A 21,139-nucleotide genomic window follows, 5' to 3' on the forward strand; every position below is an offset into this window, starting at 1 on the left:
CAACCTATAATGCCTTCTGATGAAGGTACTGGTCACCGGCGCTGCCGGCTTCATAGGCTATCATGTCGCCAGGCGGCTCCTGGAGCGCGGTGACGAGGTCGTCGGCATCGACAACATCAACGATTACTACGACCCGCAAATCAAGCAGGCGCGGCTGCGGCTCCTGGACGAGGCGAGCCGCAAGACCAATGCCGGCTATCATTTCATCCACGGCGATCTCGCCGACAGGGGCGTGGTCGACGGCTGCTTTGCCGACCATGCGTTCGACCGGGTGATCCATCTCGCCGCCCAGGCCGGCGTGCGCTACAGCCTGGAAAACCCGCGCGCCTATGTCGAGAGCAACATCATCGCCTACACCAACATGCTCGAGGCCTGCCGCGGCAGCCGTGTCGGGCACCTGACCTATGCCAGCACCTCGAGCGTCTACGGTGCCAACACCGACATGCCGTTTTCCGAGCATCGGCCGGCCGACCATCCGCTGCAGTTCTACGCCGCCACCAAGCGTGCCAACGAACTGATGGCGCACAGCTACAGCCACCTGTTCGGCCTGCCGACCACGGGGCTGCGCTTCTTCACCGTGTACGGCCCCTGGGGACGCCCTGACATGGCGCTGTTCCTGTTCACCAGGAGCATCCTGGCCGGTGAGCCGATCAAGCTATTCAACAACGGCAACCACACGCGCGACTTCACCTATGTCGAGGACATCGCCGAGGGCGTGATCCGTGCCAGCGACAGCCCCGCCGCAGCCAACCCGACCTGGGATTCCGGCCGTCCGGACCCGGCGACCAGCAGCGCGCCCTGGCGCATCTTCAACATCGGCAACAACAACCCGGTGAAGCTGACCGCCTATGTCGAGGCGCTGGAAAACGCGCTCGGCCGCAAGGCGGTGATCGAGCTGCTGCCGCTGCAGGCCGGCGACGTGCCCGACACCTTCGCCGACACTTCGGCGCTGCAGGCGGCGGTCGGCTATCGCCCCCGCACCTCCGTCACCGAGGGGGTGGGGCGGTTCGTCGAGTGGTACCAGGATTTCTACAGCTGACGGGTCGGGTTCGCGAGGCCCGGGCCGCAGCCGACGGTTTAAGAGCGGGGCGTGGTTTTGCGGGTCGAGCCATCACTTACTGATGCGCCGGAACACCGCGAAAGTTGCGGTGCGCGAGAGCAAGGGGCGCAGCATCGAAGGCGATGCAATCAGGAAAGGACCCGCTATTGGAAAAACCTTCTCCAATAGTTTCGACCGGTTATGGGGAGAGTGCTAGTGGTACCGTTGGCTGGGATCGAACCAGCGACCTCCGGATCCACAATCCGGCGCTCTAACCATCTGAGCTACAACGGCACGTCTTAACGTTGGTAGCAGGATCGGGGTGGAAGGTTCACTCTCCGCGATCCGCTCTTTCGTTCGGCGATGCGTCCTTACGGGCTTATGAATTCTAATTCAAGGCTTTTGCAAAGCAAAGGCCACTTCCCTACAGCGGCGCCCCTTTCGCCGGGCAAAGAAAAAGGCCGGCGGGAGGAGGTGCCGGCCTTTTCCTGTTACGAGCCAGCGGGAGGAGGTGCTGGCTGGTCACCCCGAAGAGCAGAGGGAGGAGGTTCCACTCGCCGGGTATTCGCTCGGTCGCCACTATCTCACATCTATTTGTCCGACAAAATGCGACCTTTTGTTGCATCCGCGGACGATGCGCACTTGTTAGGCGGCCTTGATTTCCTTGATCGCCTTCTCGAAGGCGGTCTTGATCGGCTTCGAGACGTCCTCGGCCGCCTTGGAGGCAACGGCCTGGAAGTCCTTGGCCTGCTCGACGGTCAGTTCGACGCGCTTACGCAGGAACGCGGTCTGCAACTCGATGACTTCCGACAGCGACTTCGCGCCGATCAGGGCTTCGAGATGCGAGAAGCCGGCCTCGGCGTTGGCGCGCAGCGCGGTGATGGTCTTGAGCGACAGGTCGCTGGAAACAGCCTTGGCGGTTTCGTAGGTCGACTCCAGGGCCTTCTGGGTTTCCTCGGCACCGGTCTTGAGCTTGGCGTAGGCCTCCTTCGACTGCTCAACGCCCTTTTCGGCGAAAGCGCGCATCTGGTCGGTGGCCTTGGAAGCGTCGAAGCTCGGGAATTCAACGTTTTCGATCGTCTCGGCGGTCTTGGTCCTGGACATTTTCCATCCTTTTCAGCGGCAGCGGCTTTGACAGAAAGCCGTCTCGTTCATGTATGATGGCAATATAAAGGCAAATCTTGTGCATTGCAATATCTTTGTTGCAGTGCACAAAAAAATGTTTTCGGCCGTTAACCAAACGGCCAAAATTCAGCCTTTGCACGTTCTGGCTTGTGGACCTTCGTGGCTGCGGCTTTTATTAACAAAGCGTTAACTGCAAATTCGCCGCTCCGTGAGGGTTCGCCAAGCGCATGCCGTCCGAATATTCCTTCCTCGACGTCGCCGTGCTTGACGCGGTCCGCCAGCGGTTTGCCGCCGGCGACGCAATCGCGATCCTGTCGGTGGACCTCGAGCAGGTGATCTGGGCCAACGGGCCGGGCGCCGCCATGTTCGGCTATCCCGACATCGAAGCGATCATTGGGGCCTCGGCGCGGCTGCCGCTGGTCGCACGCCGCCAGATCATGGCGACCAGCGGTTTTCCCCAGATCGGCGTCGATCGATCGATTACCGTGCGCCTGGCGACCGGCATGACCAGTCGCGCCGTCGGCTTTCTTGCCAGTGCCGTGACGCTACCCGACGGCGAGAATGCCATCATGCTGGCGGTGCCGGCCGCGCAGACCGGCTCGCGCAGTGCCGCCGAGATCGCCGGCCGGGCAATCAGCGGCTTTACCGAAGACGGCCATTTCATCGCCTTCATCGATGCCAAGGGCAATGTCGAGGCCGCCTCGGAGGGATTTTCGGCGCTCGGCATCCAGCCCGCGACACTGGCGGCCCTGGTGGCAGACGTCGCGGCCGAGGGCGAGCGCATCGTCAAGCGCCTCGTTCCGGGCGGCAGGACCTCCTACCCCGCCGGTCTCGCCCGGCTGACGCCGGAGCGGCATCTGCTGGTGGTGATAGACGAGGACCAACTCGAGGACAGCGCGGCTCCGGCAGACGGTTCGCCCGCGACCACGGAAAGCCCTGCCGAGGAGGTTGGCGTTCGGATGGTGGGAACCGCCGCGACAGAGGCGAGCGAGCAGTTGCCCGTCGCTGCCGCGACCGAGCACGAACACGTCCCTTCCGAACCCATGGCTGGCGAGATGCCGGAGCCGACAGCGCGGGAAATCGAGGAGCCGGCCGGGCCGACACCCGCTGCCGCCGACAATGATCAGCCGGCGGCCGGCACGCCGGGGCAGCACGATCATTGGTATTTCAATGCCGGAGAAGACGACGCGCCAGCCGCGCCGGAACCGAAACGCGTGGCAGAGGCGGTCGGCACCGAAGCTGCGGCGCACAGCGTAAAGCAAGACGAGGCCACCTCGCCCGTAGCCCCGACCGCGACCGTGGTCACCCGGACGATAGACCGCTCGGCCGCACCGCTGCGTTTTGTCTGGCGGACCGACGCCGAGGGTAAGTTCAGCGCCCTGTCGCCGGAATTCGCCGATATCGTCGGCCATCCGGCCGCCGACGTGATCGGCCGGCGCTTCCGAGATGTGGCGGCGGCCTTCGGCCTTGATGCATCCGGCGAGATCTCCGGCCTGCTGGAGCGGCGCGACACCTGGTCCGGCCGCTCGGTGCTGTGGCCGGTCGTCGGTACCGACCTGAAGATCCCTGTCGACCTGGCGGCATTGCCTGTCTATGGGCGCGGCCGCGCCTTCGAAGGCTTTCGCGGCTTCGGCGTCGCGCGAAGCGGGGATGCGGTCGTCGATCCGGAAGCGATCGGCATGGCCCTGGTGCCCAATGGCGAGATGCCGGCGGCACCCAAGCCGAAAACCGTGGAGACAATGCCGGAAGACCCAAAGGCCGAAGAACCAAAAGCATCGGATCCGTTCAAGGGCGAAGTGCCGGCGCTGACCATCGTCCCGAAACCGGAGCGGCGCTTTGCCGACAAGGTCATCCGGTTGGCCGAACACCGGCAGCCGGCCAACGACAAGGGGCTGTCCTCGCTGGAACGCAGCGCATTCCGCGAGATCGGCGAGCGGCTGAAAAGAGATAGTTCCACGGCAGAGCCGCCGGCGGGAGCCGAGCGGGCAAGGCAGGCGGAACAAGGTGCCGGAGCAGGGTCTTTGCCCGCGCCGCTCGACGCGGCCAAGCCGGAGGCCGATGCGAAGCCGCGGGCGGATATCGCCAACCCGAATGCCGGACCAGCAGGCTCGAGCCAGGAACCGGCGAGCGGCCCGGCGCATGAGATACCAGCGCCCGATGCGGAAGACGAGCCGGATGCGGGCGAATTTTCCCCAAGCGATGCCGAGGATCAGAGGGATCTGGCGCGGCTCGACGGTGCGCAACCGGACCAGGCCGAACAACAGGCGCCGGCCTCCGGATCCCCGCCGCCGGAGGCCTCGGGCTCCCTGCTCGACTATGCCGCCCACGATAGCGACAAAGAGGCGACGACGGCCGAGGATGGCGAGGCTGCGGCGCAGGCAGAACCTGCCCAGGCACCGGCCGATGACGACAGCATGACGTCAGACGATTTTCGCGACGCCGAGGATGACGAGGATTGGGCCGGCGACGCAGCAACTGCATCCGGCGATCAAGCGATTGCGGCCACCGGCGGAACCGGCGGCACGCATCACGCGGCCGAGACGCTCATCCAGCCGCCACGGCTGCAGGTACCGCCGCTCAAGACCGAAGGGTTCATGCCGTCGGCTTTTTCCGTCGGCACAGAAAACAAGACGCCGGATACATCGCTGCTCGGCAAGCTGCCGGTGCCGCTGATCATCCATTCAGGCGACCAGTTGCACTATGCCAACGAGGAATTCCTCGACCTGACCAGGTACGCGACGCTGGAGGACCTCGAGGATGCGGGCGGCCTCGGCGCTTTGTTTGCCGATCCCTATGCCGATGACGGCGCCTCCGACGGCAGCGACCGGGCGCTGCGGCTGAAGACGCGCGACGGGCAGGAATTCCCGATCGACGCCATCCTGCGCTCCGTGCCCTGGCGCGACGGCAAGGCCCTGATGCTGGTCGTTCGCCGTTCCGGCGAGGATGATGCGCCCGCGGCAGCGCATGCGATCGGCGAGGAGCCGACGCAGCCCGACATTTCCGAGCTCAAGGCACGCATCGCAGAGATGCGCACCATCATCGACACAGCTACCGACGGGGTCGTGCTGATCGGCAGCGACGGCACCATCCGTTCGATCAGCCGCCCGGCCGAGGCGCTGTTCGGTTTCGACAGCGACGAGGTGACCGGCAAGCCCTTCGCCTCGCTGTTTGCCATCGAGAGCCAGCGCGCGGCGCGCGACTATCTCACCGGCCTGTCGGAGCCTGGTGTGGCGAGCGTCTTGAATGACGGCCGCGAGGTGATCGGCCGCGAAGCACAGGGACGCTTCATCCCGCTGTTCATGACCATCGGCCGGTTGCCCAACGACAGCGGCTTCTGTGCCGTGGTGCGCGACATCACGCAGTGGAAGCGAGCCGAAGAGGATCTCACCCAGGCGCGCGCGGTGGCCGAACGCGCCTCCTCGCAGAAGACAGATTTCCTCGCCCGCATCAGCCATGAGATCCGCACGCCGCTCAACGCCATCATCGGCTTTTCCGAACTGATGGTCGACGAGAAGTTCGGGCCGGTGGCCAACGACCGCTACCGCGATTATCTGCGCGACATCAACCGCTCGGGCAACCACGTGCTCGATCTGGTCAACGACCTCCTGGATATCTCGAAGATCGAGGCCGGCCAGCAGGAAATGGCTTATGAGGCGGTGTCGCTCAACGATACACTGGCCGAAACCGTGGCGATGATGCAGCCCCAGGCCAACCGCGAACGCGTCATCATCCGCTCCAGCTTCGCCTCGCGGCTGCCGGAAGTGGTGGCGGACCTGCGCAGCGTGCGCCAGATCGCGCTCAACATCCTGTCCAACGCCGTGCGCTATACCCAGGCTGGCGGCCAGGTGATCGTCTCGACCGCCTACGAGACCTCGGGCGACGTCGTCATGCGGGTGCGCGACACCGGCATCGGCATGAGCCAGGCCGAGATCGAGCAGGCGCTGAAGCCGTTCAAGCAGATCAATGCGCTGAAGCGCGGGCGCGGCGACGGCACCGGCCTTGGCCTGCCGCTGACCAAGGCGATGGTGGAAGCCAACCGCGCCCGCTTCACCATCAATTCGACGCCCGGCGAAGGCACGCTGGTCGAGGTTGCGTTCCCCTCGACCCGGGTACTCGCGGAGTAGCAAGCCAAGAAAAAAGGCGCCCGGTAAGGACGCCTTAGGAAATTGGATTGCTGTCACAACGGGGGCTTGAGCTGAATTCAGATCCTCGGGGCTGAGGAACGGGATTTCTCCCTCAAGTTACGTGCGACTATCGACGCCGGGCCTTAACAAGTCCTTACCGGGGCGCCAAAAAATTTACGAATGTGTACCACTCGTGAAATCTAGGTAAATTCGTGCGACATATTTCGTTAACCATGGCGGTCGTGGTCACTGCGCGAGCTGCGGCAAGTCGCGGAACAGTTCCAGCGCTTCCGGGTTGGCCAGCGCTTCCTTGTTCTTGATGGCGCGGCCGTGGACCACGTCGCGCACCGCAAGCTCGGTGATCTTGCCCGACTTGGTGCGGGGGATGTCGGAGACGGCGACGATCCTGGCCGGAACATGGCGTGGGCTGGCGCCGCTGCGGATCTTGGCCCGGATGCGCTTTTCGAGATCATCATCGAGCTTGACGCCGGCGGCAAGCCGCACGAACAGCACGACGCGCACATCATTGTCGAAATCCTGGCCGATGCACAGCGCCTCGAGGATTTCCGGCATCTGCTCGACCTGGTTGTAGATCTCGGCCGTGCCGATGCGCACGCCGCCGGGGTTGAGCGTCGCGTCGGAGCGGCCATGGATGACCATGCCGCCATGATCGGTCCATTCGGCGAAATCGCCATGGCACCAGACATTGTCGAAACGCTCGAAATAGGCCGCCTGGTATTTCCTGCCGTCGGGATCGTTCCAGAAGCCGATCGGCATGGACGGGAAAGCCCTGGTGCACACCAGCTCTCCCTTCTCCTGCCGGACCGGCTTGCCGTCATCGTCCCAGACGTCGACGGCGAGGCCGAGGCCCGGCCCCTGGATCTCGCCGGTCCAGACCGGCTGGGTCGGCACGCCGAGCACGAAGCACGAGACGATATCGGTGCCCCCGGACACCGAGGCAAGGTGCACGTCCTTCTTGATGCCATCATAGACGAAGCGGAAATCCTCGGGCGAAAGCGGCGATCCGGTGGAGGATATGGCGCGTATCGTCGACAGATCATGGCTGCGGATCGGCTTGAGGCCGGCCTTGCGCACTGAATCGATGAACTTGGCCGAGGTGCCGAAAAAGGTCATCTTCTCAGCGTCGGCGAAATCGAACAGCACATTGCCGTCGGGATAGAAGGGAGAACCGTCGTAGAGCAGCAACGTGGCGCCGGAAGCGAGGCCCGAAACCAGCCAGTTCCACATCATCCAGCCGCAGGTGGTGAAATAGAAGAAGCGATCGCCATCGCCGAGGCCGGCATGCAACCGGTGTTCCTTGACATGCTGAATGAGCGTGCCGCCGGCCGAATGGACGATGCATTTGGGAACGCCGGTGGTACCGGACGAAAACAGGATGTAGAGCGGATGCGAAAACGGCAGCCGCTCGAAGGTGACGGGCCTGACGGCAAAGGGCGACAGGGCCTCTTCCATCGCCACCGCCTTGTCGATGGTATCAGCCACGTCGGCGGAGGTGCCGAGATAGTCGACGAGCAGGACTTTGCGGACGCCGCCGAGCCTGGCCGCGACCGCCTTGATCTTGTCGGCGACCTCGATCGCCTTGCCATTATACCAATAGCCGTCCGGCGCGATGAAGATGACTGGCTCGATCTGGCCGAACCGATCGAGCACGCCCTGCTCGCCGAAATCGGGAGAACAGGATGACCACACCGCCCCGATGGAGGCCGCCGCCAGCATGGCGGCGACGGCTTCGGGCATGTTGGGCATCATCGCCGCTATACGGTCACCCTTCTTCACCTTGAGCGACAGGAAAAGCTGCTGCAGGCGCGAGACCAGGCCATGCAGTTCATTCCACGACAGCCGCCTCTCGACCTTGTCCTCGCCGCGAAAGACGATGGCCTCGCCAGCGCCGGTCTTTTTCAGAAGGTTTTCGGCGAAATTCAAAGACGCGTCCGGAAAGAAAGAGGCGCCGGGCATCTTCTCGCCGTCGAGCAGCAGTCGTTCACCCTTGTCGCCTTCAAGACCGCAGAAATCCCAGACGAGACCCCAGAACGCCTCCCGGTTCTCGACCGACCAGAGGTGGAGGTCGGCATAGGACGAGAATGGACTGCCGGTACTCGCTGCCGCGGCCTTCATGAAAGCGGTCAATGGCGAGGCATCAATCTGGTCTTGCGTCGGGGTCCAGAGCGGTAGTTCGCCAGCCATGATCGATCCTCCCACGGTCGCCATCGCTTATGCATATCGCTGCGCGGCAGAGCAAGATTTTGTTGGGTCGATGCGGTCAGGTGTGCGCAAATGCCATCGCCGGGCCATAAAGACTTGAAATGCGTCGGCCCTAAGTCGTAGTGACGACAGGGGTTATACCCGTCGGACGCTCGTTTTTGTCGGAATGGAAGCATACGGGGCTATATGCCATCATCCTTGATCCGCCGCGGAGTATGGGCGATCGGCGCTGCTGCGATCGTCATCGCTCTGGTGGTCGCGGCCCTGCCGCTGATCGCCTCGACGCGGATCGTGCGTGACCGCATCGCGTGGGAATTGAGCGCCTGGAGTGGCTTTCGGGTTGCCATCGAGGGGTCGCCACGAATCGAGGTCTGGCCGAATTTCCGCGCGATCCTGACCGATGTGACGCTGTCAAAATGGACCGACGGCGATGCGCCGCCGGTCGTCGAAGCCGAACGGGTCGAGGTCGACCTCTCGGCCATGGCGGCATTGCAGGGCGATGTGGTGTTTTCCACGGCACGGCTGGTGCGGCCGACGATCCGGGTCCAGCGCACGGCGGACGGTCTGTTCCTGCCCACGGCGCCGACCGGCGGGCGCATCGCGCGCTCCATCGATGCGGCCCGTGGCCTGGTCAACGCCGACCCCGCCAAGCCCGACCTCGACAAGCTGCCGGCCGACACGTTCGGCACTGTGGAGTTCAGGGACGGCCGCATGGTGGCGTCCGTCAACGGCAAGGATGAAGAGATCCTGAGCAGTCTTAGCGGCCAGGCCAACTGGGCGGCGATGAACAGCAATGCAACACTGTCCGCGACCGGGATCTGGCGTGGCGAAAGCGTGACCGTGGATGCTGCCTCGCCGAGGCCGCTGGTGCTGTTTGCCGGGGGCATGGCGCCGCTGACCCTGTCCTTCAAGGCGGCGCCGGCCACCTTCTCCTTCGACGGCACGGCCAGCATGTCCGAAAACGCCTATTTCGACGGCCAGGTGAAATTCGCGGCACCTTCGCTGCGCCGCGTACTGGAATGGTCGCAGGCGGGCATCGCGCCGAGCGCCGCGATCGGCTCAATCAGCATTTCGAGCAAGGTCACGGCATCGGCCGGACGCGTCAAGTTCGAGAACACGGCGCTGGCGCTGGACAACAATCCGGGCATGGGTGCGCTGGACGTGTCGCTTGGCGAGGCACAGCCGGTGATCTCGGGCACGCTTGCCTTCGACACGCTCGACCTCAGGTCGTTTCTATCCGCCTTCACGTCGCTGGGACCGGCGAGCAGCGGCGAACCAGGTCAGATCGACACGAGTTTCGCCGACCGGGTCAACCTCGATCTCAGGCTATCGGCGGCGCATGCCACGGCGGGGAGCATCCAGCTTGCCGATGTCGCGGCCACCGCGCAGGTCAAGGACGGCCTTTCCGTCTTTGACATCTCCGACGCCTCCGCCTTCGGCGGCAACATCCAGACCAGCCTTCGTTTCGACCGCAAGCCCGAGGGCACTCAGGTCGAGATCCGGCTGCTGGCCTCCGATGTCGATGGCGGGGCGTTCGGGACCGCGGCCGGGATGACCCGGCTGGTGCCGGTCGGCACGGGCACCGTCTCGGTCATCCTCAAGGGACCAGGAAGGACCTGGGATTCGGTTTTTGAGAACGCCGACGGCTCTGTCTCGGCGACCTTTGGCCCTGGCGCGCTCAGCAAGTTCAACCTGCCGGCCTTTCTCAAGCATACCGAACAGGGCGGCTTCTTCGCGCTCGACGATGTCTCGGACGGGACGCTGCCCATCGATGGCGCCGAAGTGAAGGCAACCATTTCGCGAGGCGTGGCCAGACTGGACAAGGCCGAGGCCAATTCGGCGAAATACAAGATCTGGCTTTCCGGCATCGCATCCTACGCAGGACGCGGACTGGCGCTGTCGGGCGGTGTCATCCAGCCGGATCAGCCAGCAACGCAGAAGAGCGGCCAGCAGGGACCCAACCAGTCGTCGTTTTTCGTCGGCGGAACCTGGAGCACGCCGTTCATTTCACCCATCAGCCGCGGCGTTTCGGGCGAATAAGGCCTGGCCCCTCAGTTGAAACGCTTCTAACCGCGTTGCGCGGCCCGCTCGTCAAGCTGCCGCTGCACCTCGCGCCGCTTATTGGCGACGGAAGCGATGATGACGCCAACCGTGACGATCGCGATCAGAAGGGTGCAGGCGGCATTGATCTCCGGCGTCACACCGAGGCGGACCTGGCTGTAGATCTTCATCGGCAGCGTGGTGGCGCCAGGGCCGGAAGCAAAGCTGGCGATGACCAGGTCGTCCAGTGACAGCGTGAAGGCCAGCATCCAACCAGACACGATCGCCGGCAGAATGACTGGCAGGGTGATCTGGAAAAAGGTCTTCACAGGTGGCGCGCCAAGATCCATGGCGGCTTCTTCCAGCGAGCGATCGAAGCTGACAAGCCGCGACTGCACGACAACAGCGACAAAGCACATCGTGAAGGTGATATGCGCGAGGATCACGGTCGTCATGCCGCGATCCATGCCGATGGCGACAAACAGCAGGAGCAGCGACAGGCCGGTAATGACGTCAGGCATGACCAATGGTGCGAAGATCATGCCGGAGAACAGGACCCTGCCCCGGAAGCGTGTGTAGCGGGTCAGCGCCAGGGCCCCCATTGTGCCGAGAACGGTGGCCACGGTCGCTGAAATCAGACCGACGCGGATGGTCACCCATGCGGCGTCCATCAGGCCCTGATTGTGGAACAGCGATACGTACCATTTGGTGGAAAAGCCGCCCCAGACGGTGACGAGCTTGGACTCGTTGAAGGAGAAGACGACGAGCAGCACGATCGGCAAATAGAGAAAGGCAAAACCGAGCGTGATCGAAGTGATGTTGAAGCGGCTCCAGGTGGTATTCATTTGCCCTGCTCCTGCGCGCGGGCCTGGGCATGCTGGAACAACACGATCGGTACGATCAGCAGCAACAGCAGGATGACGGCAACGGCCGACGACACCGGCCAGTCACGATTGGCGAAAAACTCGTTCCACAGCGTCTTGCCGATCATCAGCGTCTGCGAGCCGCCGAGCAAATCGGGGATGACGAACTCGCCGACGGCCGGGATGAACACCAGCAGGCAGCCGGCTATGACGCCGGGCAGCGACAGCGGAAAAGTGATCTTCCAGAAGGCTGACGTCGGCGGGCAGCCGAGGTCCTTGGCTGCCTCGATCAGCGAATAGTCCATTTTTTCCAGCGACGAATAAAGCGGCAGCACCATGAACGGCAGGTAGGAATAGACGATGCCTATGAAGATGGCCGTGTAGGTGTTGAGGATCACCAGCGGCTGGTTGATGATGTGCAGCGACAAGAGCAGCTGGTTGAGCAGGCCCTCGGGCTTGAGAATGCCGATCCAGGCATAGACGCGGATCAGGAACGACGTCCAGAACGGCAGGATGACCAGCATCAGCAATGTCGGGCGGATTGTCGCCGGAGCGCGCGCCATGCCATAGGCGATGGGATAGCCAACCAGCAGGGTCAGCACCGTCGAGATGGCAGCGATGACCACGCTGGTGAGATAGGCCTTGAAATAGAGTGCGTCCTGCGTCAGCCAGACATAATTGTCGAAGTTGAGGTCTCGAAAGCCGGCGAAGAAACCGGAAACGCCGTCCCTGAAATCGAGCACCGGCGTATAGGGTGGCATGGCGATAGCCGTCTGCGACAACGAGATCTTGAAGACGATGACAAAGGGGACAAGAAAGAAGAACAGCAGCCAGAGATAGGGAACGATGATGACGAGCCGGCTGACGAAGCCGGCACCGAGCCGCGTCAGGAACGGATTGGCGGCGGTCGGTGGCGCGGCGGCATCGGTAACGGCGATGTTGGACATGGCCGTCCCCTACCGTGCCAGCACGACGCCGGCGTCGGGCCGGAAAGACACCCAGGCACGGTCGTTCCAGGTCAGTGGATCCTCGGTCACACGGGCCGCGTTCAAGGCGCTTGCCCGCACGATCTGCCCGTCGTCCAGCCTGACGTGATAGACAGTCATGTCGCCGAGATAGGCGATGTCGTAAACCTCACCTTCCAGCGCGTTGACGGCATCGGCCGGCTTCTTAGACGAGACCCTGATCTTCTCCGGCCTGACGGCGAAGACGATATCCGCATTGGCCTTCGCAGCCGCGCCACCATTCTCGACGACGATCTGAGCCCCGCTTGGACCTGTAATGCGGGTCGTGTTGGCCGCCTGTTCGGCAACCTTGCCCTCGAACATGTTCACGTTGCCGACGAAATGGGCGACGAAGCGCGACGTCGGGGCTTCATAGACTTCCGGCGGCGTCGCCACCTGCATCACCTCGCCCTTATCCATGATGGCGATGCGATCGGCCATCGTCATCGCCTCTTCCTGATCATGGGTGACGACGACGAAGGTGAGACCAAGCTCCTGCTGCAGATCCATCAGTTCGAACTGAGTTTCCTCGCGCAGTTTCTTGTCGAGCGCGCCGAGCGGCTCGTCGAGCAGCAGCACCTTCGGTCGCTTGGCTACCGAGCGGGCAAGCGCGACGCGCTGGCGCTGGCCGCCGGAAAGCTGGTGCGGCTTGCGCTTGGCGAACTGCTCGAGCTTGACCAGCTTCAGCATGTCGGCGACGCGTTTTTCGATATCCGGCTTCGGCATGCCTTCCTGCTTGAGACCGAAGGCGATGTTCTTCTCGACGGTCATATGCGGGAACAAGGCATAGGACTGGAACATCATGTTGACCGGCCGGCGATAGGGCGGAATGCCGCGCAGATCCTGGCCGTCGAGCAGGATGCGCCCGGCCGTCGGCTCCTCGAAGCCGGCAAGCATCCTGAGCAGCGTCGACTTTCCGCAACCCGATGCGCCAAGCAGAGCGAAGAATTCACGCTCGAAAATGGTCAGCGACAGATTGTTGACGGCGGTAAAGTCACCAAACTTCTTGGTGACATTGTCGAACTGGATATATGGCTTGGCGTTCGGGTCGTTCCATGGCGCGAAGTCCCTGCGGATGCTGCCAAGCGATTTCATATCCCCACTCCGTGCTTTTTTATTCCCCAAAAGAAATCGACCCCGGCAGTTGGCTGCCGGGGTCGCGCCGGATTGCCTACTGGCCGGTGACGATCTTGGTCCAGCTGCGCGTGACGATGCGCTGGGTCTTGGGATCGTAAGGCTGGGTGGTATAGAGCTTCTGCAAGGTCGCGGCGTCCGGATAGACCGAGGGATCGTCGAGCAGCGCCTTGTCCACGAATTGCTGCGATGCCTTGTTGCCGTTGGCATAAAGGACATAGTTCGACGACTTGGCGATCACTTCCGGCGTCATCATGTAGTTGATGAATTCAAGCGCCTCGGCGACGTGCGGCGCGTCGGCGGGGATCGCCATCTGATCGAACCACATCTGGGCGCCTTCCTTCGGCACGGAATAGCCGATTTCCACGCCTTGCTTGGCCTCGACCGCGCGGTTGCGAGCCTGGAACACGTCACCCGACCAGCCGACCGCCAGGCAGATATCGCCATTGGCAAGTGCGTTGATGTATTCGGACGAGTGGAACTTCCTGATATAGGGACGGACCTTGAGAAGAGCTTCCTCGGCCTTGGCGATATCGTCGGGCGACGTGCTGTTGGGGTCGAGACCGAGGTACTTCAGCGCCGCCGGCAGGATGTCGGATGGAGAATCCAGCACATAGACGCCGCAATCCTTCAATTTGGCCAGGCTATCGGGGTTGAAGAAGGTATCCCAGCTGTCGATCTTGTCGGTGCCGAGCGCTGCCTGCACTTTCTTGGTGTTGTAGCCGATGCCGACCGTGCCCCACATGTAATTGACCGAGTATTCGTTGCCGGGATCGTATTTGGCGGTGCGCTCCGTAACCGTGTCCCACATGTTGGAGAGGTTCGGCAGCTTCGACTTGTCGAGTTTCTGGAACACACCGGCCTGGATCTGGCGGGCCAGGAAATTGCCGCTCGGCACGACGACGTCGTAGCCGCTGCCGCCGGCGAGCAGCTTGGTTTCGAGGATCTCGTTGGAATCGAACGTATCGTAAACGACCTTGATGCCGGTTTTCTTGGTGAAATCATCGATGATCGAACTGTCGATGTAATCCGACCAGTTGAAGACGTTGACGACGCGGTCCGCGGCGTGACCGGCGGGCGTCAAAAGCGCCAGAAATACCGAGGTTGCCGAAAGCCAGAGCGCTTTGCGGATCATGCTATTCTCCTTTGGTGAGTGTTCCATTGCCGGCGCGTCGCGACATGCTCGCGCGGCCGGGCATTTGCTTTAGACTGTTGAGCTTTCCAGAGGTCGACGACCGCCATTCGGCACGCTGCCGACGGCCGCCCACTCGGTCGGGGCGGGAAGGAATTGCGATGCCGTCAGAAGCTTTCGCCGCCGTACGGTCAGAGATACTAGAATGTGGTCCGGTCTCGATCGGGCCGCCGGGGAGACTTGGCAAGATACGCCTGTCTTGTTGTTGCCGTGTTCCCAGCCTGCCCGGGTGGCAGCGACATTGTCAATGGGCAAAGCTTCGGCGCCCGCATCAATTAGGCGAAGGCACCCCGGTGACCCCAGCCCGCTGAGGCCGCGCCTGGCGCTTGAATTCGAGCCCGATATGGACAAGCAGCGCCGTGACCACCACCGCGCCGCCGACGATGGTGCGCCCGGACGGCACCTCGGAATGGATGAGCCAGACCCATATCGGCCCCAGGATCGGCTCGAACGTGCCGAGCAACGCCGCGATAGCCGCCGGGATCAAGCGCGCGCCAGTGGCGAAGAATGCAAGGCCAAGGCCGAGATTGACCACGCCGAAGACGAGGAGAAGGCCCATGTCGCCGGCCGACACCGCGAACGTCGAGGCCTGCGAGGCAGCGAAGCCCGCCGCCAGAATCGTGCCGAGACAGGTCGCCGGCGTCATGCGGACGCTGGAGAAGCGCCGGGTGATGACGGTGGCGATCGAGAACATGAACGCGATCAGCAGCGCCAGTCCATCGCCTATGGGCGAGACGGCGCCGTCAACAGATTCAGACACCATGATGGCGACGCCGGCGATGACGGCGACGATTGCTATCCAGGTCGCGACGGTTACCTTTTCGCGGAACAGCGCCCAGGCAAACAGGGCCGCCAGAAGCGGCACGCCGGCTTGCATCAAAAGAATATTGGCGACGGTGGTATAGGCAAGCGCCACCACGAACGAGGTCGACGCAATGGCGAAGCAGAACCCCACCGCAATGCCTGGCAGGCCCATGTCGCGGAATGATTTCAGCATGCCGCGCCAGCCGTCACGCCAGACCATGAAGCAAAGCAGGAAGACGGCAGCCCACGCGGAGCGCCAGAATATCACGGTCCAACTGTCGCCGACCGTGATGAACCGGGCGATGGTGCCGCCGAAACTCCACATCAGTGCCGACAGGAACACCAGAAGGAAGCCGATGCGCTCCTCGCGCGGCGGGATGGCCGCGGACGTGGCGATCTGCCTTGATGTGGTGTCGGTCATGGGCGCGACTGTCGAGATTTTGAGGACGGCACGATGCGCAGGAGACGACAAGAACGTACCCTGTTCGCGTACCGCAAAGGCATTGGCGAGGCGTGATCCAGTGCAGTGTTCCGTTTGGCGCACTGCCGGCACCCTACCGGCGCGCCCGACAACAGTCAGCAGCGCTTGGGCGACGCCTACGACGTGCGCTTGTTGCCGCGAATGAAGCGCCAGACTCCGGCCAAGGGAACCAGCAAGATCAAACCGAATTTCTTCAGCGCAATGAGCGCCACGGCCAGAAGGCCCGCCTTCGCCGCCAATTTTCCCGCTATGAGGCCACCAATGCCAACTGCCGCAACTGTATCGGAGCCGGGTATGAAATCAGTGTATTTCTTGCCGGTATTGAAGGCGGCGAGGCCAAGGACTTCGTCCAGGCTTTGCCTTATCTCCGGCAATTGCTCCACCGTAGCGATATAACTCATCACAAAAACGCCCTCCTTACCCAGAAAACGGACGTCGTAGTTGAGCGTGTGGACGGTATCGTCTCCGAATTGCAGTTCCTTTGCCCAGTGCAAACGCTTGTTGACCGAGTCGTAGACTGGCGGCGAGGCCCAGCCGATCAAGGTAATGGGAGGAAAGCCATCCTTTGCCCTTTGATCGTTGCCTGACAATGTGTCCGCCTGCATGGTGCGCAGCAACTCGCCGTAGTCGATGGATGCGGCGTCGCCATCATCGACATAGCCTATCTTCTCCCATCGCAACTCTATGCCCCAATTGCCATCGGCAATGGGATCATATTTGGCCGGAAAGATCATGCCGACCGAATCGGCAGCGGAACTGGCAGGATTGCCCCAGGCTTCTGTCAAAACAGAGGCAGTGTCTTTCTTGTTAAGAAAATAGAACTTATCGCCGAGGGTCAGGTGTACACCTTCGGCAAGGTCCACCGTGCCGATCTTCGGCTCGATTTTGTCCAGGAAAGCCTTGCCGTCGTCATTGTACCCTTGGTAAGATTTAAAAAAATCCGAGGATTTTTCCGCCTGAGCGGGCCAGACCGAAAGGGCAAGGCCCAAACCAAGCCAAAGAGCTATCCGGCTCATCAATCCCCCCGATCGCTGCACAGATTGTCGTTGATATCTTAACAGCAACGCTTAATCAATATTGCATCCGCTATATTTAGCGTGAAGGCTTATTGTCTTCCTGAGTAGGAAGCAGTCTTCTTCTTCGCGCGGCAAGTCACCACGACATCACTGGAAGTCGAAGGCACTCAAGCCGGTGACCATCTCGTCGAGGCCGAGCGGTCGCGTCACCGGCGGCTCGGCGCGCGCCAGGCAGCCGGCGCGCTCGCAAAGCCGGCAGGCGGGGCCGACAGGCGTCGCCGCGACGGTGCCCGCCCCCATCTTCGCGCCGGTCGCCGCGCCAGGCAGCACCGTGCCATAGACGATGTCGTCGCGAAAGCCGATGTCGCAGCCGAGCAGCAGTGCCGTGCGGCGGGGTCGTTCGGAGAACGCGCCTTGCGGCCCCTCCAGTGTGCGGGCGATGCACAGGAACTCGGCGCCGTCGGGCATTTCCACCGCCTCGACGAATATCTGGCCCGGCTGAGTGAAGGCGACATGCACGGGAAGCTTGGCACAGCCCCCGCCGAAGCGGCTTTGCGGAAAGCCCTGGCTGCCGGCCTTGCGGAAGCGGTTTCCCGCATTGTCGATCTCCAGCATGAAGAAGGGCACGCCGGAAGCAACTGGCCGCTGCAGCATGGTCAGCCGGTTTGCCGCCTGCTCGAAGGAAACGCCGAAGCGCGAGCGCAGGACATCAATGTCGTAGCGTGAGCGAACGGCCGCCGCGTGAAAGGGCAGATAGGGCATCATCAGCGCATGGGCGGCGTAGCGGCCGAGTTCGAAGCGGGCAAGGCGGCGCGCCTCGTCCGTGGTCAGCCTCAGTGCCTGGATCTCACCGGCGATCGCAACCGACATGCGGATCAGGCAGGCCTCCATCGCGACTTCACGCAACTGGTCGAACGGCGACAGACGCTCGGACAGAAACAGGCGCTGCGAGTGGCGGTCGTAGCGGCGGCGCCAGTTCGGCATGGTGGCGACCGGCAGAACCTTGATCACGATGCCGTATTCGCGCTTCAGCCATGCCTTCAAGGCGCCAAACAGGTCGTCGCCGGGATCGAGCACCGACGTGAACGCCTCGGCCTCTTCCTCGAGCGAGGCGAAATGGTTCGGTCGCCGCTCGAAAATCTCGCGCACCTCGTCGATCGGCAGGCGGGCGCCAGAGAGGGCGGTCGCCCGGCCCTCGCGGGCCAGAAGCTCGTTGAGATCGGACAGCCGCTCGGCTTGCTCGCGATAGGCGCGGAACAGTTTTATCACCGCGGCGGAGGCGTTGGGCGCCGCCTCGGCAAACTCGATCAATTCCTGGTCTCCCGGCAGTTCGCCGACCAGCAGCGGATCGGTGAACACCTCCTTGAGGGCAGCGACCGATCCCCTTGCCTCGCCCTGAAGCTCATGCGGATCGACTTTGTAGACGGAGGCGAGCTTCAGGATCAATTGCACCGTCAGCGGCCGCTGGTTGCGCTCGATCAGGTTGAGGTAGGACGGCGAGATGCCGAGCCCCTCGGCCATCGCCGTCTGGGTCAGGCCCTTGGCGCCACGGATGCGGCGGATGCGCGGCCCAGCGAAAATCTTCTGGTCAGCCATCGCCAATTCTTGACAGGAGTTTACACGCCGCCCGCTGCATCCCGCCTCTCTTCGCTTTACAGGATTGACAAATTTACAGTGCCTTGCTGTCAAACACAACACAGATTTTCCGTTATATCCACTCGGTTCTGCTGATTTTTCTAGCTCATGCGGCGCCAAAATGTAAATTCAGTCACATAGAAGCCGCCCGAGAATTGGCTGTGCAGAAATCTTCGGAGTGACCAATGACTGATTTTTACAACCTCGTCCCCTCGGCGCCTGAAGGTCGCTTCGACGGCATTGAACGTCCCTATTCGCCGGAGGACGTGAAGCGGCTGCGCGGTTCGGTGCAGATTCGTCAGAGCCTTGCCGAAATGGGCGCCAACCGGCTGTGGAAGCTTATCCACGAGGAGGACTTCGTCAACGCGCTCGGCGCCATGTCCGGCAACCAGGCGATGCAGCAGGTGCGCGCCGGGCTGAAGGCGATCTACCTGTCGGGCTGGCAGGTCGCTGCCGACGCAAACACCGCCTCGGCGATGTATCCGGACCAGTCGCTCTATCCGGCCAATGCGGCGCCCGAACTGGTCAAGCGCATCAACCGCACGCTGCAGCGCGCCGACCAGATCGAAACCTCCGAAGGCAAGGGGCTTTCTGTCGAGACCTGGTTCGCGCCGATCGTTGCCGACGCGGAAGCCGGCTTCGGCGGTCCGCTCAACGCCTTCGAGATCATGAAGGCGTTCATCGAGGCCGGTGCCGCTGGCGTCCATTACGAGGACCAGTTGGCGTCGGAGAAGAAGTGCGGCCATCTCGGCGGCAAGGTGCTGATCCCGACCGCGGCGCATATCCGCAACCTCAACGCGGCGCGGCTCGCGGCCGACGTGATGGCCACGCCCACCTTGGTCGTGGCACGCACGGACGCGGAAGCTGCAAAGCTGCTGACCTCCGATATCGATGAGCGCGACCAGCCCTTCGTCGACTATGATGCCGGCCGCACGGTGGAAGGCTTCTACCAGGTCCGGAACGGCATCGAGCCTTGCATCGCGCGGGCCATTGCCTATGCGCCGCACGCCGACCTGATCTGGTGCGAGACCTCGAAGCCCGACCTGGCGCAGGCCAAGAAATTCGCCGAGGGGGTGCGCAGGCACCATCCAGGCAAGCTGCTCGCCTACAATTGCTCGCCGTCGTTCAACTGGAAGAAGAATCTCGACGACGCCACGATCGCCAAGTTCCAGAGGGAACTGGGCGCCATGGGCTACAAGTTCCAATTCATCACGCTGGCCGGCTTCCACCAGCTCAACTACGGCATGTTCGAACTCGCCCGCGGCTACAAGGCGCGGCAGATGGCGGCCTATTCCGAGTTGCAGGAAGCGGAATTCGCGGCGGAAGCCAATGGCTATACCGCGACCAAGCACCAGCGCGAGGTCGGCACCGGCTATTTCGACGCGGTCTCTATGGCGATCACCGGCGGCCGGTCGTCGACCACGGCCATGCATGAATCGACCGAGCACGCGCAGTTCAAGCCGGCCGCGGAATAGCGACCAGGAAATACAGAGGAAACGCCCAACAGGGCCTCAGACACAGGAGAAGACCAATGGCATCGATAAGCCGCGTCAAGGAACGGGCCGAAGAGCAATCGACCACGATGAGCGTCGACCAGCAGGCGACAATCCGCATGCTGGCCAACGACCTGCACAGGCTCAACCAATCGGTGATGAAGGCGGTCGAGGCGGGCGTCTCGGTGGAGCTCGTGCGCTCCGCGAGGCACCATGGCGGCGACGGCAATTGGGGCGACCTGCTGATCCCGGTGATCGTTACACAACAAAGCCATGGCTGACCCGGAAGCGCTACAACCGGCCATTTGCCCGCGCCGCGTATGCGTAGGTGAATTTTATTTTCACGCAACCAAGCTATGGACAGGGCAGTACAGTACTGTTGCTTGAATCCACTGTGTGGGAGACGGTTTCAGAAGTCTTTTATTTCAACTTGACATAGGGTGCAATCTCACGCCAATTGTCCGCAGATTCAACTCTGCATTGAAATAGAGGTGAGATTCTTGGCCGACTTGGGTGCCCAGTGAGTGGCGAGGACGAGAGTACAACGCATCTGAATCGGGTGACCCGGGGTTCAAACATTGCGACGATCCGAGATCCTTCGCGGGTGCTTGTTGTCGGGAAGTCGCCGATCAATCGCGTCGTGGTGTCTAAAATCGTCGAGCGTTCCGGGCTCAAGCCAATCTCGGAATCGCCTGAAATGGCGGTGAAGACCTTACGTTCGCTTATCCCCGGGGCGGTTGTCCTCGATGGTGGCCCCGACAACGAAGACTGCGACGCGCTGATGTCCAGTATCGACACGTTGCGGCGAGCCGGGGGCAAGGCACTTCCTCCCGTGATCCTGCTTTCAACCAAGAATGACACGCCGGAGAGCCTGGGCCTGGCGCATGTCGTCGACGCGGTGGTGGCCAAGCCGATCACGCCCGAACGGCTGCAACCGGTCATCGATCGCCTGACCGGCCGCTAAAA

At 62.6% G+C, this 21,139-nt stretch carries 15 protein-coding genes and 1 tRNA gene; 6 read left to right on the forward strand and 10 right to left on the reverse strand.

What is annotated here, in order from left to right; all coding sequences use genetic code 11:
* The first annotated feature begins 19 nt into the window (after positions 1-19).
* The gene (locus LB557_RS18535; RefSeq protein WP_140725783.1) at positions 20-1,039 is read left to right on the forward strand and encodes an NAD-dependent epimerase; all 1,020 of its coding nucleotides are present in this window, start codon (positions 20-22) and stop codon (positions 1,037-1,039) included.
* A gap of 217 nt (positions 1,040-1,256) precedes the next feature.
* On the opposite strand, the gene LB557_RS18540 is transcribed toward LB557_RS18535, so the two are convergent.
* A tRNA-His gene (locus LB557_RS18540) sits at positions 1,257-1,333 on the reverse strand.
* Between the two features lie 351 nt (positions 1,334-1,684).
* Positions 1,685-2,143: a phasin gene (locus LB557_RS18545; protein ID WP_015316319.1), complete on the reverse strand. Its 459-nt coding sequence runs from the start codon at positions 2,141-2,143 to the stop codon at positions 1,685-1,687.
* A gap of 248 nt (positions 2,144-2,391) precedes the next feature.
* On the opposite strand from LB557_RS18545, the gene LB557_RS18550 reads away from it, so the two are divergent.
* Entirely contained in the window at positions 2,392-6,288 is a 3,897-nt protein-coding gene (locus LB557_RS18550) for a PAS domain S-box protein (protein ID WP_140725786.1), read from the forward strand.
* 246 nt (positions 6,289-6,534) lie between these two features.
* Here LB557_RS18550 and LB557_RS18555 read toward each other — a convergent pair whose 3' ends face one another.
* Positions 6,535-8,493, reverse strand: coding sequence for an acetoacetate--CoA ligase (locus LB557_RS18555; RefSeq protein ID WP_224531397.1), 1,959 nt, complete (start codon positions 8,491-8,493; stop codon positions 6,535-6,537).
* Between the two features lie 204 nt (positions 8,494-8,697).
* Between LB557_RS18555 and LB557_RS18560 the strand changes: the two genes are divergently transcribed.
* On the forward strand, positions 8,698-10,551 hold the full coding sequence (locus LB557_RS18560) for an AsmA-like C-terminal region-containing protein (RefSeq protein ID WP_140715801.1): 1,854 nt from the start codon (positions 8,698-8,700) through the stop codon (positions 10,549-10,551).
* 26 nt (positions 10,552-10,577) lie between these two features.
* Here LB557_RS18560 and LB557_RS18565 read toward each other — a convergent pair whose 3' ends face one another.
* From LB557_RS18565 to LB557_RS18595, 7 genes are all read right to left on the reverse strand, one after another.
* The gene (locus LB557_RS18565; RefSeq protein WP_015316315.1) at positions 10,578-11,396 is read right to left on the reverse strand and encodes an ABC transporter permease; all 819 of its coding nucleotides are present in this window, start codon (positions 11,394-11,396) and stop codon (positions 10,578-10,580) included.
* Positions 11,393-12,361, reverse strand: a complete 969-nt coding sequence (locus LB557_RS18570) for an ABC transporter permease subunit (RefSeq protein WP_140715803.1) — start codon at positions 12,359-12,361, stop codon at positions 11,393-11,395. The genes LB557_RS18565 and LB557_RS18570 overlap by 4 nt, the downstream gene beginning before the upstream one ends.
* A 9-nt stretch (positions 12,362-12,370) precedes the next feature.
* Complete coding sequence (locus LB557_RS18575; RefSeq protein ID WP_015316313.1) at positions 12,371-13,513, reverse strand: ABC transporter ATP-binding protein; 1,143 nt, start codon at positions 13,511-13,513, stop codon at positions 12,371-12,373.
* A 76-nt stretch (positions 13,514-13,589) separates the two neighbouring features.
* On the reverse strand, positions 13,590-14,687 hold the full coding sequence (locus LB557_RS18580; protein WP_023772832.1) for a polyamine ABC transporter substrate-binding protein: 1,098 nt from the start codon (positions 14,685-14,687) through the stop codon (positions 13,590-13,592).
* A gap of 328 nt (positions 14,688-15,015) precedes the next feature.
* The gene (locus tag LB557_RS18585) at positions 15,016-15,969 is read right to left on the reverse strand and encodes a DMT family transporter (RefSeq protein WP_140715805.1); all 954 of its coding nucleotides are present in this window, start codon (positions 15,967-15,969) and stop codon (positions 15,016-15,018) included.
* A 176-nt stretch (positions 15,970-16,145) separates the two neighbouring features.
* Positions 16,146-17,045 carry a DUF2167 domain-containing protein gene (locus LB557_RS18590; protein WP_140660795.1) on the reverse strand — a complete coding sequence of 300 codons (900 nt, stop codon included), beginning with the start codon at positions 17,043-17,045 and terminating at the stop codon, positions 16,146-16,148.
* 147 nt (positions 17,046-17,192) lie between these two features.
* Positions 17,193-18,641 (reverse strand): short-chain fatty acyl-CoA regulator family protein, encoded by a 1,449-nt coding sequence (locus LB557_RS18595; protein WP_224593811.1) that lies wholly within the window; start codon positions 18,639-18,641, stop codon positions 17,193-17,195.
* Positions 18,642-18,865: 224 nt separating this feature from the next.
* Between LB557_RS18595 and aceA the strand changes: the two genes are divergently transcribed.
* The 3 genes from aceA to LB557_RS18610 all read left to right on the forward strand — a co-directional run bounded on the left by aceA (position 18,866) and on the right by LB557_RS18610 (position 21,137).
* Positions 18,866-20,155 (forward strand): isocitrate lyase, encoded by a 1,290-nt coding sequence (gene aceA, locus LB557_RS18600; protein WP_023772829.1) that lies wholly within the window; start codon positions 18,866-18,868, stop codon positions 20,153-20,155.
* A 56-nt stretch (positions 20,156-20,211) separates the two neighbouring features.
* On the forward strand, positions 20,212-20,454 hold the full coding sequence (locus tag LB557_RS18605) for a hypothetical protein (protein WP_006202762.1): 243 nt from the start codon (positions 20,212-20,214) through the stop codon (positions 20,452-20,454).
* 239 nt (positions 20,455-20,693) lie between these two features.
* Positions 20,694-21,137, forward strand: coding sequence for a response regulator (locus LB557_RS18610; RefSeq protein WP_224643205.1), 444 nt, complete (start codon positions 20,694-20,696; stop codon positions 21,135-21,137).
* Positions 21,138-21,139 lie beyond the last annotated feature (2 nt).

Source organism: Mesorhizobium sp. BR115XR7A (assembly GCF_020165315.1).
In the GTDB taxonomy this organism is placed as follows: domain Bacteria; phylum Pseudomonadota; class Alphaproteobacteria; order Rhizobiales; family Rhizobiaceae; genus Mesorhizobium; species Mesorhizobium australicum.

Excerpts from the sequence above, each read along its gene's own strand:
- LB557_RS18535 (WP_140725783.1), top strand. The coding sequence starts at position 20 with ATGAAGGTACTGGTCACCGGCGCTGCCGGCTTCATAGGCTATCATGTC.
- LB557_RS18565 (WP_015316315.1), bottom strand. The coding sequence starts at position 11,396 with ATGAATACCACCTGGAGCCGCTTCAACATCACTTCGATCACGCTCGGT.
- LB557_RS18585 (WP_140715805.1), bottom strand. The coding sequence starts at position 15,969 with ATGACCGACACCACATCAAGGCAGATCGCCACGTCCGCGGCCATCCCG.
- LB557_RS18605 (WP_006202762.1), top strand. The coding sequence starts at position 20,212 with ATGGCATCGATAAGCCGCGTCAAGGAACGGGCCGAAGAGCAATCGACC.
- LB557_RS18545 (WP_015316319.1), bottom strand. The coding sequence starts at position 2,143 with ATGTCCAGGACCAAGACCGCCGAGACGATCGAAAACGTTGAATTCCCG.
- LB557_RS18575 (WP_015316313.1), bottom strand. The coding sequence starts at position 13,513 with ATGAAATCGCTTGGCAGCATCCGCAGGGACTTCGCGCCATGGAACGAC.
- LB557_RS18580 (WP_023772832.1), bottom strand. The coding sequence starts at position 14,687 with ATGATCCGCAAAGCGCTCTGGCTTTCGGCAACCTCGGTATTTCTGGCG.
- aceA (WP_023772829.1), top strand. The coding sequence starts at position 18,866 with ATGACTGATTTTTACAACCTCGTCCCCTCGGCGCCTGAAGGTCGCTTC.
- LB557_RS18590 (WP_140660795.1), bottom strand. The coding sequence starts at position 17,045 with ATGAGCCGGATAGCTCTTTGGCTTGGTTTGGGCCTTGCCCTTTCGGTC.
- LB557_RS18560 (WP_140715801.1), top strand. The coding sequence starts at position 8,698 with ATGCCATCATCCTTGATCCGCCGCGGAGTATGGGCGATCGGCGCTGCT.
- LB557_RS18595 (WP_224593811.1), bottom strand. The coding sequence starts at position 18,641 with ATGGCTGACCAGAAGATTTTCGCTGGGCCGCGCATCCGCCGCATCCGT.
- LB557_RS18550 (WP_140725786.1), top strand. The coding sequence starts at position 2,392 with ATGCCGTCCGAATATTCCTTCCTCGACGTCGCCGTGCTTGACGCGGTC.
- LB557_RS18570 (WP_140715803.1), bottom strand. The coding sequence starts at position 12,361 with ATGTCCAACATCGCCGTTACCGATGCCGCCGCGCCACCGACCGCCGCC.
- LB557_RS18555 (WP_224531397.1), bottom strand. The coding sequence starts at position 8,493 with ATGGCTGGCGAACTACCGCTCTGGACCCCGACGCAAGACCAGATTGAT.